Annotated in this window: 11 protein-coding genes; 5 read left to right on the plus strand and 6 right to left on the minus strand. The window is 65.8% G+C overall.

All coding sequences use genetic code 11. From position 1 onward, the window contains the following. Nucleotides 1–714: 714 nt before the first annotated feature. From FKZ61_RS09255 to FKZ61_RS09265, 3 genes are all read right to left on the minus strand, one after another. Nucleotides 715–1,740, minus strand: coding sequence for a carbon-nitrogen hydrolase family protein (locus FKZ61_RS09255; protein ID WP_141609822.1), 1,026 nt, complete (start codon nucleotides 1,738–1,740; stop codon nucleotides 715–717). Between the two features lie 18 nt (nucleotides 1,741–1,758). Continuing rightward, nucleotides 1,759–3,180, minus strand: a complete 1,422-nt coding sequence (locus FKZ61_RS09260; protein WP_141609823.1) for an FAD-binding oxidoreductase — start codon at nucleotides 3,178–3,180, stop codon at nucleotides 1,759–1,761. A gap of 165 nt (nucleotides 3,181–3,345) precedes the next feature. Continuing rightward, nucleotides 3,346–5,844 carry a tetratricopeptide repeat protein gene (locus FKZ61_RS09265; RefSeq protein ID WP_141609825.1) on the minus strand — a complete coding sequence of 833 codons (2,499 nt, stop codon included), beginning with the start codon at nucleotides 5,842–5,844 and terminating at the stop codon, nucleotides 3,346–3,348. A 322-nt stretch (nucleotides 5,845–6,166) separates the two neighbouring features. Here FKZ61_RS09265 and FKZ61_RS09270 point away from each other — a divergent pair, with 322 nt between their 5' ends. From FKZ61_RS09270 to FKZ61_RS09285, 4 genes are all read left to right on the plus strand, one after another. Beyond that, complete coding sequence (locus FKZ61_RS09270) at nucleotides 6,167–7,534, plus strand: extracellular solute-binding protein (RefSeq protein WP_141609826.1); 1,368 nt, start codon at nucleotides 6,167–6,169, stop codon at nucleotides 7,532–7,534. 92 nt (nucleotides 7,535–7,626) lie between these two features. Beyond that, on the plus strand, nucleotides 7,627–8,601 hold the full coding sequence (locus FKZ61_RS09275; RefSeq protein WP_141609827.1) for a carbohydrate ABC transporter permease: 975 nt from the start codon (nucleotides 7,627–7,629) through the stop codon (nucleotides 8,599–8,601). 1 nt (nucleotide 8,602) lies between these two features. Beyond that, complete coding sequence (locus FKZ61_RS09280) at nucleotides 8,603–9,481, plus strand: carbohydrate ABC transporter permease (protein ID WP_141609828.1); 879 nt, start codon at nucleotides 8,603–8,605, stop codon at nucleotides 9,479–9,481. 250 nt (nucleotides 9,482–9,731) lie between these two features. Then, nucleotides 9,732–10,523, plus strand: a complete 792-nt coding sequence (locus FKZ61_RS09285) for a DeoR/GlpR family DNA-binding transcription regulator (protein WP_141609830.1) — start codon at nucleotides 9,732–9,734, stop codon at nucleotides 10,521–10,523. Between the two features lie 69 nt (nucleotides 10,524–10,592). On the opposite strand, the gene FKZ61_RS09290 is transcribed toward FKZ61_RS09285, so the two are convergent. Continuing rightward, entirely contained in the window at nucleotides 10,593–12,923 is a 2,331-nt protein-coding gene (locus FKZ61_RS09290; RefSeq protein WP_170199492.1) for an aminotransferase class III-fold pyridoxal phosphate-dependent enzyme, read from the minus strand. 442 nt (nucleotides 12,924–13,365) lie between these two features. Between FKZ61_RS09290 and FKZ61_RS09295 the strand changes: the two genes are divergently transcribed. Further along, nucleotides 13,366–14,418, plus strand: a complete 1,053-nt coding sequence (locus FKZ61_RS09295; protein ID WP_141609834.1) for a zinc-binding dehydrogenase — start codon at nucleotides 13,366–13,368, stop codon at nucleotides 14,416–14,418. 30 nt (nucleotides 14,419–14,448) lie between these two features. Here the strand turns inward: FKZ61_RS09295 and FKZ61_RS09300 are convergent, their stop codons facing one another. Both FKZ61_RS09300 and FKZ61_RS09305 read right to left on the minus strand, forming a co-directional pair. Further along, the gene (locus tag FKZ61_RS09300) at nucleotides 14,449–14,814 is read right to left on the minus strand and encodes a glyoxalase superfamily protein (RefSeq protein ID WP_141609835.1); all 366 of its coding nucleotides are present in this window, start codon (nucleotides 14,812–14,814) and stop codon (nucleotides 14,449–14,451) included. Nucleotides 14,815–14,830: 16 nt separating this feature from the next. After that, nucleotides 14,831–16,279 carry a tetratricopeptide repeat protein gene (locus FKZ61_RS09305; RefSeq protein ID WP_141609836.1) on the minus strand — a complete coding sequence of 483 codons (1,449 nt, stop codon included), beginning with the start codon at nucleotides 16,277–16,279 and terminating at the stop codon, nucleotides 14,831–14,833. Nucleotides 16,280–16,286: the final 7 nt, after the last annotated feature.

Raw genomic sequence — 16,286 nt, forward strand, 5'->3', positions numbered from 1 at the left:
AGTGGCTGCAGGACAAAGCGTGGCGAGAGGATGAAGAACTGGCCCCGCTCCTGCAGCAATTCCTGGATGAGTACAACGACCGCCCACATCAGGGCTTGGCCATCCCTGGCTTGTCGCCCAATGAGTTTGCCAAGCGTATTTGGCTCATGTAGTCAGTTGTCAATGTCCAGAGTGTCGTTGACTATTACAGTATTTTTGAATTTTTGAACCACAGATTCCACAGATAGCGCTAAAGTAACCATCCCCCCCTCACCCCCAGCCCTTCTCCCCCGCCGGGGGAAGGGGGTTAGGGGGATGGGGGCAGAGTCATCGCAGAACAAAATCATTGTAAATCATTTCCCGATGAAAGGGAAGTGGCATTTGTCGCATTTTGTCGCATGGGAACTTGCCGGGGAGGGGTGGCCACCCTGGGAGGCCGGTGCAGCCGTTCACGCCCTGCCGATTGTCTGACCAGGAGACATCGTAGGTCCGGTTTCCATACCGGACAAGCGGTCACGTATGGAAACCGGACCTACGGAATCATGAACGTCACTTCGTCAAACAATCGGTACGGCTCTACTGCACAAAGGTCAAATGAGGACGCTGACCCACGCAGATGAACGCTGATTCGGGCGATTCTCTCCTGCGTTTCTTGGCGCCTTTGCACCTTGGCGCCTTTGCGTTCAAAAATGCCCTTTTGCAGGGGAGTCAGCGGTAGCAGGGGAGTCAGCGGTATCAATCCGGGACTGAGGCGGCATTGGCATCGAGCTGGGGCTGGATGGCCACGGGCGCGGCGGCCGGCTCCTCTGTGTCCCGGCCCGGCGCGCGATGGCGGAGCAGGGGGTGGGGCGCGGTGTCCAGGGTGAGCTGGAAGACGTCGGGCCGGGCGTAGTGGCCGGCCACGTCCAGATGCCAGCGGGCCCGCTGGACTCGCTCGGGCTGGATTTCGCCGTACAGGATGCCCTGCTCGTTGTGGAGGGGGCCGGCGATGACCCGGCCGAAGGGATCGACGATGGCGCTGTCCCCGCCGTTGATCCATTCGGGCATCTCCTCCCCATAGTGGCGCTTGAAGGCGAGGTCGTCCGGGATGTCCTCCCGGCGCAGGGCGATGGAACAGCCCGCCACGTAGACGCCTCCCTCCCGGGCAATGTGACGCAGGCTGGAAAGCCAGGGCTCCCCCCGGTCCCAGGTAGGGGCCAGGTAGAGCTGGACGCCCCAGGCGTAGAGGCAGTAGCGGGCCAGGGGCATGTAGTTCTCCCAGCAGATAAGGCCGCTGACCCGGGCGAAGGGCGTGTCGTAGGCCGCCAGGGTGCTGCCGTCCCCGGGCGTCCAGACCATGCGCTCCGGGCCGGTGGGGACCAGCTTGCGGTGTCGGCCCAGGATCTCCCCCTGGGCGTCGATGTAGAGCAGGGTGTTGTAGAGGCTGCTGTTGCTGGCGTCCTGGTTGCGTTCGTTGACCCCGATGGCCACGTAGACGCCGGCGTGGCGGGCTGCCTGGCAGATCTGCCCCACCGCCGGCCCGGGGATGGTGACCGATTGGGCCAGGAGGTGGGCGTAGAGCTCGCCCAACAGCCCCCCTTCGCCCGGCGGTACGGCCCAGACCCAGTCGGGGTAGGCGGGGATGAAAGCCTCTGGGAAAAGGACCATCCGGGCGCCCTGGCGGGCCGCTTCCGCGATCAGGTCGCAGGCTCTGGCCACCGTGGCGCTGCGATCCAGGAACACCGGGGCCGCCTGCACGACGGCCAGGGTAAAGGTGGACATGAGGGCTCTCCTTTCCGGTCAAGGTGCAATATTCTGGTTCAGACGGAACAGATTCTGGGGATCGTAGCGCCGTTTGACCTGGACCAGCCGCTCCCACACCGGGGGCGTGTAGGCATCCCGCACCCGGTTGGCCCCTTCGTCGCTCAGGAAATTGACGTAGACGCCCCGGGCAAAGGGGCGGGTGGCCTGGTGGAAGGCCTGCACCCAGGCCAGACAGCGTTCGTCCTCTTCCGGCCGCTGCCAGCGGGTGTGGATGTTCAGGACAAAGGGCGTGCGGCGATGGGCATAGGCCGTGGCCTCCTCCGGCACCCGGGCCGGTGCACCTTCCATGTGGGGAATGAAGATTTCGCATTCGTCGCTGGGCAACTGGGCCCCATAGCGCAGGATTTCCTGAATGCAAGGGTCGGAGAGCTCGGCCAGATGGTGGGACTTCCAATAGTTGCGGGCGCCGTGGCCGACCAGGCCATCGAAGCCGGACTGCCACTCCACCCAGCGGTTCATGCCCACGGCTTCGCCCAGGGAGGGGGTGGCCTGGCGCATGGGCTCGATCAGCCGGGCGCCTTCGGCCTCGGCTCCCAGCCAGACGAAGGGCACCACCAGCACCCGCTGGCCGTGGACCTCGGGCGGCAGGAAGGGCAGGGGCGGCGCATGGCGGATCACCATCCAGGCGGTCATCTCGTCCGGCAGGGTGCGCACATAGTCCCGGTGGAAGCGCATGTAGTTGCCGGCGTCCTCGAAGCGCTTCACCATCAGGCCCGAGTAGACCTCCGGCCCCAGGGGGACACAGCGGAAGGTGAAGCGGGTGACCACGCCGAAGTTGCCGCCGCCGCCCCGCAGGGCCCAGAAGAGATCCGGGTGTCCGTCCGGGCTGGCGTGGCGGACCTGCCCGTCGGCCGTCACCACCTGGGCGGCCAGCAGATTGTCCACGGCCAGCCCGTGCTTCCGGCTGATCCAGCCGAAGCCGCCGCCCAGGGCCAGGCCACCCACCCCCGTGTGGGAGATGATGCCGCCCCCGGAGACGGCCAGCCCGTGGCGTTGGGTTTCCTGGTCCATGTGGGCCAGCAGCGCGCCGCCCTCCACCTGGGCCGTCCGGGCCTGGGGATCCACCTGAACCCGGTTCATGGGCGAGAGGTCGATCATGAGGCCGCCGTCGCAGGAGCCGTTGCCGGCGGAATTGTGGCCGCCGCCCTTGACGGCCAGCAGCACGCCATGTTCCCGGGCAAAGTTCACCCCGTGGACCACATCCTCGGTGGTGGTGCAGCGGGCGATCAGGCCGGGGTGCCGGTCGAAGATGCCGTTCCAGATCTGCCGGGCCTCCTCGTATCCGTCCATGTCCGGCCGCAAGAGTGGGCCGGACAGGTTGGCCGCCAGGGCATCCACCGCGGCGGCAGGTACCAGGCGGCTTTCGCCCGAGAGGCCAGTCAACGTCAGGGTACGCATGCCAATTCTCCTTTCCTTTGCATGGGCCGAACCAGAGGCTGATCCGGTGACAGCGTGGGGTAGACCTGGCCGGCTTCACCCGCCTGCCATCGACCGGGTGTCACCAGTATGGCCCATGGGGCCGCCGCTGTCGTCTAGCAAAGGTTTATGGGGAGGGTTTATGGTTCAAATGAGATGGCGATTGCGGGCCTGCATCACCGCCTCGGTGCGGCTGCGGACGTCCAGCTTGCCGTAGATGTGGTGGGTGTGGGCCTTGACGGTGCCCAGCGAGATGCCCAGGCGGGCGGCAATTTCAGCGTTGGTACAGCCGCCGGCCATCAGCCGCAGGACTTCCAGCTCCCGGGGGGTGAGGGCTTCCAGGGGGGCGGTCGGTGTTGGCGCCGGGGGGTGGGTCGCCGCGGCCAGATCGGCCAGCGCCGTGTGGACCAGCGAGGTCGGCGGCTTCCCCGCCACCGCTTCGGCCGGAGGCGGGTCCTTGCCCACCAGCGCCGCCGCGGCTGCCCGGGTGGAGAGGGGGCTTTGGGGGTGGTGGGCTGCCCAGGCTATCAGGTGCCTGCCCTGGCGGGGCTGGCCGGTCTGGAGCTGGAACTGGCCCACCACCAGCAGAACGGCCAGCATCAGGGGCGTAGATGCCAGGGCTGTGGCTTCCTGGAGGGCCTGGTGAAGCAGCCGGGCGGCATCCGGATGGTCGCCGGCCACCACGGACACCTGCCCCAGCCCGGCCAGCGCCGTGGCCAGCCCGCCCCGGTCGCCCAGGCCCTGGTACAGCTCCAGGCTTTGGTGATAGCAGCGCCGGGCTTCGGCCACGTCCCCGCTTTGCAGGGCCAGCTGGCCCAGGTGCGTGAGGGCCACGGCCATGCCTTGCGGGTCGTTGAACCGTTGGCGGAGGGCATAGCCGGCCTGGAAGTGCTGCCGGGCACCGGCCAGATCGCCTGTGGCCTGGGCGATCTGACCCAGGTCGTTGTGGCAGTAGGCCAGGAACCACTGGTTGCCCGTCTGGCTGGCGATGGCGAAGGCTTCCTGGGCACAGCGCCGGGCGGTGACCAGATCGCCCTGCCCCAGGGCGGCGTTGCATAACACATACCAGGCAAACATCAGGTTCCCCGTATCCTGGCGGGCTGCGCTATCGGCGCGGGCCTGGAGGCCCAGCAGGCGGGCCTCGCCGTACTTGCCCTGGACCAGGGCCAGGACACCCAGGGCCGGGAGGGGATCCGCCTGTCTGTTCCGGATGAGGTCTGCGTCCAGGTCCTCCAGCAGGGTCCGGCTGCGGGTGAGTGCGGCCTGGGCATCGGCCAGCCGGCCCAGGCGGATCAGGAGCCAGCCCTGGTGGGTCAGGAGCTCCGCCAGCAGGCGGGTCGCCTGGGAGGAAGGCGGCCCGTTGTCCAGGGCCTGGATCGCCTGGCCGAAGGCTTCAGCGCCTTCCTGGTAGCGGCCCTGGAACTGGCAGAACAGGGAGAGGGCCACCGCGGCCTGATCCAGGACGTCCACGTCGGCCTGGGCAGCGGCCCATCGCCAGGCGTGGCGCACGTTCTCCCGCTCAGCCGCGATGGCCCGGGTAGCGCCGGGCTGATCGCCACCCCGCATGGCCGCCGCGTGGTTGGCCAGGAGCTGGCAGTAGAAGCGGGCGTGGGCGGTCTGGGCTTCCCGCACCGCGTGGGGCTGGGCTGCCAGTTTTTCGGCTGCGTACTGTTGCACCAGCAGGTGGAGCTGGCACCGGCCCTGGCCATCGGCGGCCAGTAGGGACTTGTCCACCAGCGCGGCCAGGTGTTGGGGCGTGGCGTGGGCCACCTGTTGGGCTGCCTGGAAGTCGAAGGAGGCGGGAAAGACCGAGAGGCGGGCCAGGACGGCCTGGAGATGGGGGGAGAGGTGGCGCCAGCTCTGGTCGAAGAGGGCCTGCATGCTGCGGTGTCGGGGCGGCAGCTCCTGCCGGGTGGTGCTGAGGAAGTGGAGGCTGCGCTGGATTTCCGCCAGGATGGCGGCGCAGGGGAGCATGTGGGTCCAGCCGGCGGCCAGCTCCAGGGCCAGGGGGTTGCCCTCCAGCAGGCGACAGATGCGCACCACGTCGGCCCCTTCCCGCGCCAGGGAGAAGTCCCAGCGCATGCGCCGGGCCCGCTCTACAAAGAGCTGCACCGCGCTGAAGGTTTCTGGGCGGGGGGTGTGGTCGTGGGGTGGGTAGTCCAGCCCGTGGACCGGGAACCGCCATTCTGCCTGGCTGTGGAGCGGCTCCCGGGCCGTTACCAGGAGCTGGAGGCGAGGGGCATGGCGGAGGAGGTCCAGGAGCGCGGGGCCGCTCTCCGCCAGGTGTTCCATGTTGTCCAGCACCAGGAGCATCTGTCGGTGTTGCAGGTATTCCTGGAGTTGTTGCCAGGGGGTATCGTGGTGGCTGGTGGGCGGCAGGCCCAGGGCATCCACCAGGGCATGGCCCAGGGCCTGGGGCGTCTGGATGGACTGGGCTGCCACAAAGGCGAGCCCCTGGGCGAAGCGGGGCGCGACCCGCCGGGCGGCCTCCAGGGCCAGCCGGGTCTTGCCGATGCCGCCGGGCCCGACCAGGGTGAGGAGACGGCAGCCTGGCTCGGCCAGCCGGGCCTCCAGCTCATCCAGTTCCTGGTGGCGACCGACCAGGGGTGTGGGTTGCCGGGGGAAGGTGGGTGGTAGCCTGTCCACGGCAGAGGGATCCTGGTGAAACGGTGGGCCGATACCGGGGAGCTTTTCTGGGGATACTATACCCCATCGGCCCGTCTATGACAAGGGGGAAGATGGGTAAAACCCAAAAATTGGGCGTTGACAATCCATCATAAAGGCGCTATATTGGCAGAGTAATCCGTCAAATTTTCCTCGAAAACCTGCAAAATCCTGCAGAAAACGTTCGTTTTTCCTGTCTGATTCATCGATCTGGCCGAGAAAGGACCGGGATTTCGCCACCGCTTTGGACAGATCCGGCAACGGTCCTCATCCATTCCTCTGTAGCCCTGAAGGAGAAAGGCATATGCGACTTCGATTCTGGCTTTCCACCCTGGTGATCCTGAGCTGGCTGCTCGGCGCCTGTGCCGGCGGCGCCACGCCGGCAGCCCCGACCGGTGGCGGTGAAACGGCCGGGTCCGAGGCCCCGAGCAGCGGTACCGAGAAGATCACCCTGCGCTTCTGGTCCCACCAGAACCCGGCCTTCATTGCCGCCAACGAGACCCTGATCCAGCTCTTCGAGGAAGCCCACCCGGACGTGGACATCGTCTATGAACAGTTCCCCTACGATGTCTTCATCCAGACCCTGCAGACCTCCATGCCGGCCGGCACCGAGGCCGACGTCATCGAAATGTTCGGCACCTGGGTCTGTACCTACGCCAACGGAGGGCGCCTGGCCCAGCTCCCGGAGGACATCGTGGCGGCCGCGGAACTGCGCGACCTGATGTACGAAGCGCCCCTGGGCGGATATACCTGCAACGGCAATCTGTATGGCCTGCCCAACGAGTTCAATCTGGAAGTGGGCGGGGCCCTGGTCAACCCCAAGTTGTTCGAAGAAGCCGGGCTGCCCTATCCGCCCCAGTGGCAGACCATGGACGACCTGATCGCGGATGCCGTGGCGCTGACCAAGGTGGAGAACGGCCAGATGACCCAGGCCGGCTTCCACTTTGTCACAGGCGATGGCATCCCCTTCCTCCTCTTTGAGGGGATCCTGGAGCAGGGCGGGCAGTATATCAACGGGCCGGAAACGCCCGGCGACTACTTCAACCTGGACAGCCCGGAAGCGCTGGATACCGTCCGCTGGATGGTCAACGTGGTGCAGGACCGGGGGGTGATCGACCCGGTCCTCTTCAACGGGGAATCCAACTGGGTGGGGGACGCCTTCTTCAACGGCCAGGTGGCCATCGGCTTCGTGGGCTCTTGGGCCGCGGCGGAAGGGCTGATCAACTACCCGGACATGGAGTTCGACTATGTGCGGGTGCCACCCCTCTTCGGCGACACCTACCACTTTGCCGCCGACTCGGGCTGGGGCAAGGTGGTCTCGGTCAACACCCAACACCCGGATCTGGCCTGGGAATTCGCCCGCTTCATGACCCTGGAGCGGGACAACGCGGAGACCTGGAACAAGATGACCGGCACCATCCCTGCCCTGAAGGCGCCGGTGGAGGAGCGGACCATCCTGGACAAGGTGCCCTGGATCGAGGCGGTGCTGCCCATCCTGGGCGGCGGCGAATTCCTGGGGCCGGTGCTGGATCGGGATCAGCTCTTTGGCGACATCATCTATCCCCACGTGCTCTCCGCCCTCCAGGGCGTGGAGACGGCGGAGGAGGCCGTGCAGGCCATTGACGACGAAGCCGACGAGATGGCCGAGCAAATCCTGAGTACGCAGCAGTAACGGCTGCGCCCTGGGGAGACGCGGCCATGGCACGGCGTCTCCCCAGGGCGGGCACCGAAAGATAGGCCTGGCAGATCCAGAGGAGATGCGGCATGGGTACGTGGAATCTGGGGCGAAGGGGTGGAAGAGGGGCCGTGCGCCGCTACCAGAATCGGTTTGTGGCAGCCACCCTGACCCCCATCATGCTGTACATGATGGTGTTTACCCTCTTCCCCATGGCCTGGGGAATCATCCTGAGTTTCTTCAACTACAGCGCCACCCGACAGGGCAGTGGCTTCCTGGACCTGGGCGGCGCCAATCCCTTTGTGGGGCTGGCCAATTTTCAGGCCATGTTCGCCGAGACCAAACAGGCCACCCAATTCCGCACCAGCGTGATCAACACCCTGATCTTTGCCTTTGTGGTGCTGCCGGTGAACCTGTCCATCACCCTGCCCCTGGCCGCCCTGATTGAATCGGTCGCCCCACGCCTGAAGAGCGTCTTTCGCGGCATCTATTTCCTGCCCACGGTCACGGCCTCGGTGGCGGTGGCCCTCATGTGGGGCTTTCTCTACCATCCCACCCAGGGGCTCTTCAACACCATCCTGCGGGCCCTGGGGGGTACGCCCATCGCCTGGCTGACCGACCCGCGCCTGACGGTGGTGGGCATCCCCATCGCCATGTGGGCTGTCATTTTCGCCTATGTCTGGCAGGACATGGGCTACAACCTCATCATCTTCATCGCCGCCCTGCAGGGTATCCCGGCCTCGCTGAAGGAGGCAGCCCGGGTGGATGGTGCCAATGCCCTCCAGGTCTTCTGGCACATCGTCCTGCCCCTCCTGCGGCCGACCCTGCTCTTTGTCTGTGTCATGACCATGATCTCCTCTTTCCAGGTCTTCGAGATCTTCCAGATCATGACCGGTGGAGGCCCCCGGGATCAGACGTTGACCATGGTTTTGAACATCTACGAAAATGCCTTCCGCTTTCAGCGCATGGGCTGGGCCTCGGCCATGTCCCTGGTGCTCTTCTTTCTGATCATGGCCGTGACCCTGATCCAGCTGCGCCTCCTGCGCACCCAGTGGGAGTACTGAGATGGCCAGCATCACCGTTCCCAAGCCCCGGGCACAGGGCCGTGTGGCCTCCGTCCAATTTCGCTGGATCGGGAAGACCCTGGTCTATCTCTTCCTGATCCTGGGGTGCATGGCCACCCTGGTTCCCTTCCTGTGGATGGTGTTCAACTCCCTGAAGACCTCCTCGGAGATCATTCGGGTGCCGCCCACCTTTTTCCCTGAGCATCCGACCCTGGAGAGCTTTCGCACCATCTTCACCGACCCCAAGGTGCCGTTGGCCCGTTTCTATTTCAACAGCACCTTCGTGGCCGTGACCAATGTGGCCATCCAGTTGTTTACCAGCTCCCTGGCCGGCTACGTCTTCGCCAAATACCGTTTTCGGGGGAAGAACCTCCTCTTCGGCTTCATCCTGGCCAGCATGATGATCCCCTTCCAGGTCACCATCATCCCGGCCTATCTCCTCATCGTCAAGCTGGGGCTGGTGGACACCCTCTGGGGGCTCATCGTGCCCAGCGCCGTCAATGCCTTCGGCATCTTCCTGATGAAGCAGTTCATCGAGGGGCTGCCCGGCGAACTGCTGGATGCCGCGCGCATCGACGGCGCCGGCGAGTTCGGCATCTACTGGCGTATCGTGCTGCCCCAGGTGGGGCCGGCCCTGGCCACGCTGGGGGTGCTCAATTTCATGGGGGTATGGAATTCGTACCTCTGGCCTCTGATTGTCATCACCACCCACGAGCGGCGGACCCTGCCCATCATGTTGACGTGGTACAACTCCCAGCACGGCACCCGCTACGACCTGACCATGGCCGCGTCCATCCTGGTGGTGCTGCCCATCATCGTCGTCTACCTCCTGGCCCAGCGCTGGGTGGTGCAGGGGATTGCGTTGACGGGCATGAAGTGAGGGAGCCGCCCCCGTGGCGGTCCATCCCGCCGTTCGGCCTTGCTCGCAGGGACAGGGGGCCAGAGGCGCGCCCCTGGACACCGCCCTGTCCGTGGCGGGCGCAGCAAGCAGCGCCCCTCCAGGGGTGGCCGGTGGGCGAACCCGACGATCTGGGCGGATATCCCTGGCATCACCAAAATTGACAGGTGGGCCCGCCCATTTCATAATAGGTTATCGTTTCTGCCCAAATCATTTGAGGTCGGTCGAATTCATGGTTGCATCTACCAACAACGCCAAATCCTCCCTCTCCCTGGTGGAACGCCAGGATGCGCTGCGGCGCCTGATCAACCAGCAGAGCCGGATCACCGTGGCCCAAATCTGCGAGCTCTTCTCGGTGAGCGAAGCCACGGCCCGGCGAGACCTGGACGCGCTGGCCGAATTGGGCGAGATCCAGCGGGTCCACGGCGGCGCGGTGGCCGTGCGCAAGGCGCCGCCCGAGCCGCCCGTCCTGCAGCGCGCGGCGGAGCAGGCAGAGTTCAAGCAGCGCATCGGGCGCCGGGCGGCGGAGCTGGTGGCGGATGGGGAGACCATCTTCCTGAGCAGCGGCACCACGGCCCACGAGGTGGCCCGGCATCTGCGGGGGCGGCAGCTCACTGTCATCACCAACTCGCTGCTGGTCATCAACGAGCTGAGCAACGCCCGGGGCATTTCCCTCATTGCGCTGGGCGGCAGTTTCCGGCGCAGCGAACTCTCCTTCATCGGCCACATCACCGAACAGGCCCTGACCGAACTGCGGGCCGACAAGGTGATCATGGGCATGCGGGCGGTGGATCCGGACGAAGGGCTGACCAACGACTACCTGGCAGAGACCCAAACGGACCGGGCCATCCTGCGCATCGGCCGCCAGGTCATCCTCGTGGCGGACCACACCAAGATCGGCCGGGTGGCCACCGCCTTCGTCGCACCCCTGGATGCCGTCCACACCCTGGTCACCAACCGGGAGGTTCCCCCCGAGATCGTGGAGGCGTTCGAGGCGAAAGGAATCCAGGTGCTGCTGGCCTGATCCTGCCGACGGGCCTGCATGCTCATCCCGGCGGTGATCCAGCCGGGCCTATCGCTGCCCGGCCGAGATTCACGCCGGTTGTTCCACCTCCTGTAGCACCCCTTCCAGCTCCTCCACCAGCCGGTCCGCATCCTCCTGGTTGAACACCAGGGGCGGCTTAATCTTGAGCACGTTGTGAAACGGACCATCGGTGCTGAGCAGGATCCCCCGCTCCCGCATGGCTTCCACGATGGCCTGGGCTTCCCCGGCGGCCGGCGCCAACGTCTCCCGATCCCGCACCAGTTCCACGCCCAGGAAGAGGCCGCTGCCCCGCACATCCCCGATGAGGGGATGGCGTTCCTGCAGGGTTTTCAGCCGGGCCTTGAGATGCTCCCCCACCCGGCGGGCGTGCTCCTGTAGATTTTGCTCCTCGATGACATCCAGCACGGCCAGCCCCACGGCACAGGAGACCGGGTTGCCGCCGAAGGTGTTGAAGTATTCCATGCCGGTGACGAAGGATGCCGCGATTTCCGGCGTGGTCACCACCGCGGCCAGGGGGTGGCCGTTGCCCATGGGCTTGCCCATGGTGACGATGTCCGGCACCACGCCGTGGGTCTCAAAGCCCCAGAAGTGGGTTCCCACCCGTCCGAAGCCAATCTGGACTTCGTCGGCGATGCACAGGCCGCCCGCCGCCCGCACCAGGGCATACATCTGCGCCAGATAGCCGGGCGGGAAGACCACCTGCCCGCCGGTGCCCATGAGCGCCTCGGCGATGAAGGCCGCCACGCCCCGACCGGCCTCCTCCACCTGGCGGATGATCCCGGCGGCTTCCTCCACATAGGCGGCCACGGGGTCCTCTGCATGGCGGAAGCGCCCCCGGTAGGTGCAGGGCATGGAGAGGGTGTGCACCCAGGGCGGCGCCCCGGCACCGCCGGGCCCGTCGAACTTGTAGGGTGAAATGTCGATCAGGCTGCTCAGGTTGCCGTGGTAAGCACCCGCCAGGACCAGCATATCCTGGCGACCGGTGTAGGCCCGCACCAGGCGCAGGGCCAGGTCGTTGGCCTCGCTGCCCGAGTTGACGAAGAACCAGACGGACAAGTCCCCAGGCATGTGGGCCGTGAGCCGTTCGGCCAGGGTGATGATGTGCTCGTGGAGATAGCGGGTGTTGGTGTTGAGCAGGGCGGCCTGGTGGGCCAGGGCGGCTACCACGGCCGGATGGCTGTGGCCCACGTGGCAGACGTTGTTCACGCAGTCCAGGTAGGCCCGGCCTTCCGCATCGTACAGGTACTGGCCCTGCCCGCGGACCATGTGGAGCGGCCGGCGGTAGGAGACGCTGAGGGTGGGGTTCAGGTATCGGCGCCGCGCGGCCAGGATGGTCTGCTCATCCCGGCCAGGCTGGGCCGGCGCAGCAGCCAGGGACGGAAACGCGGGCAGGCCACAGGCCTGGCGGAAGACGCCGTGGGCCACTTCTGCCGGGACAGGGTCCAGCCGTTCCAGGGCCGCCCAGACGGGCCCCGCGCTGATCTGGTGGTACGGGTTTTCCGGCTCGATGAGGGCCCGTTCGGCGGAGAGGGCGGCACTGACGGCCAGCCGGGCCCGGATCAGGCCGTCGAGGAGGGCGACCTCGGTGGTGGTCAGGGGAATGACCTGGTGATAGCCGGCCACCAGGTGCGCGGCTGCCTGGAGCGGCTCCGGGCTGGCCAGGAGCGCGTAGGTGGCGGCGATGGCCACCTCGCAGATCAGGGGCGCATGGAGCATGTCGCCGAAGTCCAGCAGGCCAACCACCTGCCCCTGGGCCACCAGCACGTTGTGGTCGTTGGCGTCGTTGTGGATCACCTGGGCCCGCAGGGTGGGCAGGTAGGGGCGCACCTGCTGCTCAAAGCGCTCCAGGGCCCGTTCCACCCACCGGCGTCGCACCGGGTCTGGGATGGCGTGGAGGCGGGGGCGGATAACCCGGTGGGCGTGGGCCAGGTTCCAGGGGATGTCCCGCTCCATGGCCGGGTGTTGGAAGTCGGCCAGGGCCTGGTCCAGCCGGGCCAGGAAGGCGCCCAGCCCCCGCAGGAGCTCGGGCGAACGGTCCGGGCAGCGTACCAGTGGTTCGCCGGGCAGATAGGAGAGCAGGCGGATGAAATGGCGCTGCCCATCATGCTCGACGATGGGCATCTCCTCCCCAGAGCGGGCGGGGATCAGCCGGGGCACCCCGGGAAGGGCGGTCAGGTGTGCCAGGGCGCGGTTCTGGAAGTCCAGTTCGGCCGGGTCGTGGTCGGCGTTTCCCACCTTGAGGATGTAGCGCTCCTCTCCGGCGCTGAGGAGGAAATTGGCATCCAGCTCGCCGGGCAGGCGTTGGGCCTGGACCTGCAACCCGTAGTGCTGGGCGGCGATCTGCCGGGCATGCGCTTCGGTCAACGGTGGTAGGGGCATGGGATAGTTCCTCCTTGGCCATTTGGACGGGGAGTAGGCATCTGCAGATTTGTGGCGCCGCGGGGGATAAAGAAGGTTGAATCTGCGTTCATCCGCGTGATCTGCGTCCTTTTTCTGGGCAGGGTACCCATTCCGCATCAGATGCCAAATATTTCCCCAGAGAAATCTGGCAAAATCTGTGTCCATCTGGAGAACCTGTGGTTCCTCCAGTGGACGCACCTGTCGTTGTGGTTTCGATGATTCTATAAGGGAGATTCTATAGCGGAGCCATGGAAAAGGAAAAATGGGCAGGGTAAAAGCCGTATGTTCGCGTCGGGAGTGTCGTGGCAGGATCGGCTTTTGCAGGGGGCTGTGCTTTCGTTGCCCTCTGGGGTAAAATAATCGAAGGTCAGGAACGAATCTACCTTTTCTTCCCACATCTCCACATCCAAGGAGGCTTCCCATGACACGGATCGGACGCATGGTCGTCACCCTGGGCCAGGACTTTGTCATCCGGGAGGAGGCGGTGCCGGACCCCGCGCCGGGGACGGTGCTCCTGCGCCAGGAACTGGCCGGGATCTGCGGCACGGATTTACATAACTGGCAAAAGGGGCTGAAGCAGCCCACCCTGCTGGGGCACGAGGCGGTGGGTATCGTGGAGGCCCTGGGCCCGGGCGTCACCACCGACTACCTGGGTAACCCCATTCGGGAGGGCGACCGGGTGATCTTTCACCCCCGCAACAGCGGCGTGGCCTACGGATTTCGAGGGCTGGACGACCCCTTCACCGGCGGTTTTGCGGATTACATCTACCTGTCGGACCAGCAGAATTGTTTCATCAAGACCCAGGCGCCGCCGGAGGTGGCGGTGCTGGCTGAGCCCTTCGCGGTGGGCGTCCACGCGGCCATGCGGGCCCGGGTTCAGATTGGGGACACGGTGATCATTCAGGGTTCGGGTGCCATTGGCCTCATGTGTCTGGTGGCGGCCAAGATCAGCGGCGCGGCCCGGCTGATCGTGGTGGGCGGGCCGGCCGGTCGCCTGGCCCTGGCCCGCCGGCTGGGCGCGCACGTGACCATCGACATCGAGGAGGTGCCCGATGTGGCCGAGCGCAAGGCGCTGGTCCTGAGCCACACCCCGCGCGGGGCCGGGGCCAATGTGGTCTTCGAGTGTGCTGGCTTCCTGCCGGCCTTCCCAGAGGGGCTGGAGTATGTGGCCGAGGATGGCACCTTCGTGGAGGTGGGCCACTTTGTGGACGTGGGCACGGTGGCCGTGAACCCCAACCGCCACTTCCTGCGGCCCAATCTGCGCCTGGAGGGGATCTGGGGGAGCCGCTATCACCACTTCGTGCGGGGCGCGGCCATCCTGGAGAACCAGGAGTTTCCGTTTGGCGAGATGGTGAGCCACGTGCTGCCCCTGGAGCGGATTCGGGATGGCTTCGCTGCGCTGGACGGCTCCTACCGGCTGGGTGACGAGACGGTGGTCAAGGTGGCGGTGAGCGGTGGCGAGCATGCGCCATGACGAAACCGGTGGATGAGGAGCGGGCTGAGCTCACTCCTTGGATTGTGAGAACGTCAGGCGATTGCCGAATGGATCGGTGAGGGTCATGACCCGGCTTCCCCATTCCGTATCCTCAATGGCAGGCTTCAGGTACCGGTAGCCGCGCTCGTTCAGCTCCCTGTGGAAATCTTCGATCCCCGAGATGGCTATGATGACCCGGGAGCCCGGCGTGGTGTCCCCATGGTGTTCAGAGAGGTGGAGCACACAATCATCCCGGGAGACCTGCAGATACACGGGGAAGTTCTCACCGAATCGATGCTCCCAATCGATGGTGAAACCCAGGAAATCGACGTAAAATTCCTTCGCCTTTGCCAGGTCGAAGATTCGCAGGATGGGTGTCGTATGGCCTAGTTTCATAACTGACTCCTGTGGTCTAACGCCCAGAATCTCCCGGAAACGATGCCGGGCTATCGGCCTGGCTGTTTGCCCAGTCCAGCAGAGCCTGGGCTTCGTCCCAGCCCGGCTGGCGGCGTAGGGCCTCCATGGCCCAGCGCCGCGCCTCCTGACGGTCGCCCCGGGCTTTGGCCAGCTCGGCGTAGCGCAGGGGGAGATAGGGGGCGTCTGGCTCCAGTTGGGCGGCTACGGCCAGTTGGGCGGCGGCATCCTCCAGGCGATTCAGCGCAATGAGGGTATTGACATAGTTGCGGCGCAGCATGGCGTTCTGCCCGTCCAGCTCTACGGCCCGGGCGTAGGCCTCGGCCGCAGCCATCTCATCACCCAAACGAGAACGGGCATCGGCCAGCATGGCCCAGATGGAGCCATCGCTCGCACCCAGGGCAACCAGCTCCTCTGCAGCCTCGACCACCCCTGCCCAGTCTTCCCGGTCATGGCGCCATGCTACCAGAAGAGCCAGGACCTGGGCCAACCGGTGGATCTCCCCGGCGCGCCGAAGCTCCTCCAGAGCATTTTCTAGGTGGACAATCAGCTCGTGCGGGGAGGACGGTAAACCGGCTGCGTTTCGAAGCTGGGCAGCGTAGTGCGGAAGGCCGATCTGCTCGAAGAGATCCGCAGCCTGGTGTAAGAGGGGGCTGGCCTCATGAGCATGTCCCAGACCCAGTAGGGTCAGGCCGAAATTCCCCAGCGTCGCAGCCATACTATAGCGATCGTTGATCTCCTGATAGAAGTGCAGGGCACGCTCCAGCAAGGCCGATGCCTTTTCCCCATTGCCTTCCAACAGCTCGAGACGCGCCAGTGCTGCGTGCACGTTGGCTTCGCCCAGGCGGGCGCCGATTTGGGGGTAGATGGCCAGGGCGGCCTGATAGTGTTGGCGAGCGGCGGGGAGGTTGTCCTGGCGCAGTTCCAGGTCGCCCAAGGCCTTTTGCACGTTGGCTTCGCCCAGGCGGTCCTTGCCTTTGCGCGCTGCGGTCAGCGCAGTGGCCAGCAGCCCGCGGCGCCGGCGCAACAGGTCGCTCATTATGTAAATGTTTTGGAGCGCAGCCGCCAGCCGTGGCGCCCGCAATCGGCCGCTGTCGGAGGCTTCGTGCTCGATCCCCCATGCCACCCATGCTTCCAGGCTAGGCAACTCGGCCAGGAAACGTTTCACGGCCAAGCCCATGGCTTCACCGCTACTCCTCAGGGCATCGTCCAGTACATGGACCCAACCCAGATGTTGTTCTTCTTCGAAGTCGAGATAGCAGGCCAGCGCGACCGGCCCCAGTCGGTCCCGGGCACCCTCAACGCCGTCTTCCAGCTGGCGTTGGGCAAAGGAGCGGAAGGGGGCCGGCAGGTAGAAGAGATCCGGAAATGGTCGCTCCAACAGGGATTGCTCTTCCACCATGCGTAGCAGGGCAGGTGCCGATTCGCCCCAGATGAATAATGCCACCCTATCG

Source organism: Litorilinea aerophila (assembly GCF_006569185.2).
GTDB lineage: Bacteria > Chloroflexota > Anaerolineae > Caldilineales > Caldilineaceae > Litorilinea > Litorilinea aerophila.

Bases quoted from the DNA above. Each gene is read 5' to 3' on its own strand.
- FKZ61_RS09260 (WP_141609823.1), bottom strand. From the start codon at position 3,180: ATGCGTACCCTGACGTTGACTGGCCTCTCGGGCGAAAGCCGCCTGGTA.
- FKZ61_RS09275 (WP_141609827.1), top strand. From the start codon at position 7,627: ATGGGTACGTGGAATCTGGGGCGAAGGGGTGGAAGAGGGGCCGTGCGC.
- FKZ61_RS09290 (WP_170199492.1), bottom strand. From the start codon at position 12,923: ATGCCCCTACCACCGTTGACCGAAGCGCATGCCCGGCAGATCGCCGCC.
- FKZ61_RS09295 (WP_141609834.1), top strand. From the start codon at position 13,366: ATGACACGGATCGGACGCATGGTCGTCACCCTGGGCCAGGACTTTGTC.
- FKZ61_RS09255 (WP_141609822.1), bottom strand. From the start codon at position 1,740: ATGTCCACCTTTACCCTGGCCGTCGTGCAGGCGGCCCCGGTGTTCCTG.
- FKZ61_RS09280 (WP_141609828.1), top strand. From the start codon at position 8,603: ATGGCCAGCATCACCGTTCCCAAGCCCCGGGCACAGGGCCGTGTGGCC.
- FKZ61_RS09285 (WP_141609830.1), top strand. From the start codon at position 9,732: ATGGTTGCATCTACCAACAACGCCAAATCCTCCCTCTCCCTGGTGGAA.
- FKZ61_RS09270 (WP_141609826.1), top strand. From the start codon at position 6,167: ATGCGACTTCGATTCTGGCTTTCCACCCTGGTGATCCTGAGCTGGCTG.
- FKZ61_RS09300 (WP_141609835.1), bottom strand. From the start codon at position 14,814: ATGAAACTAGGCCATACGACACCCATCCTGCGAATCTTCGACCTGGCA.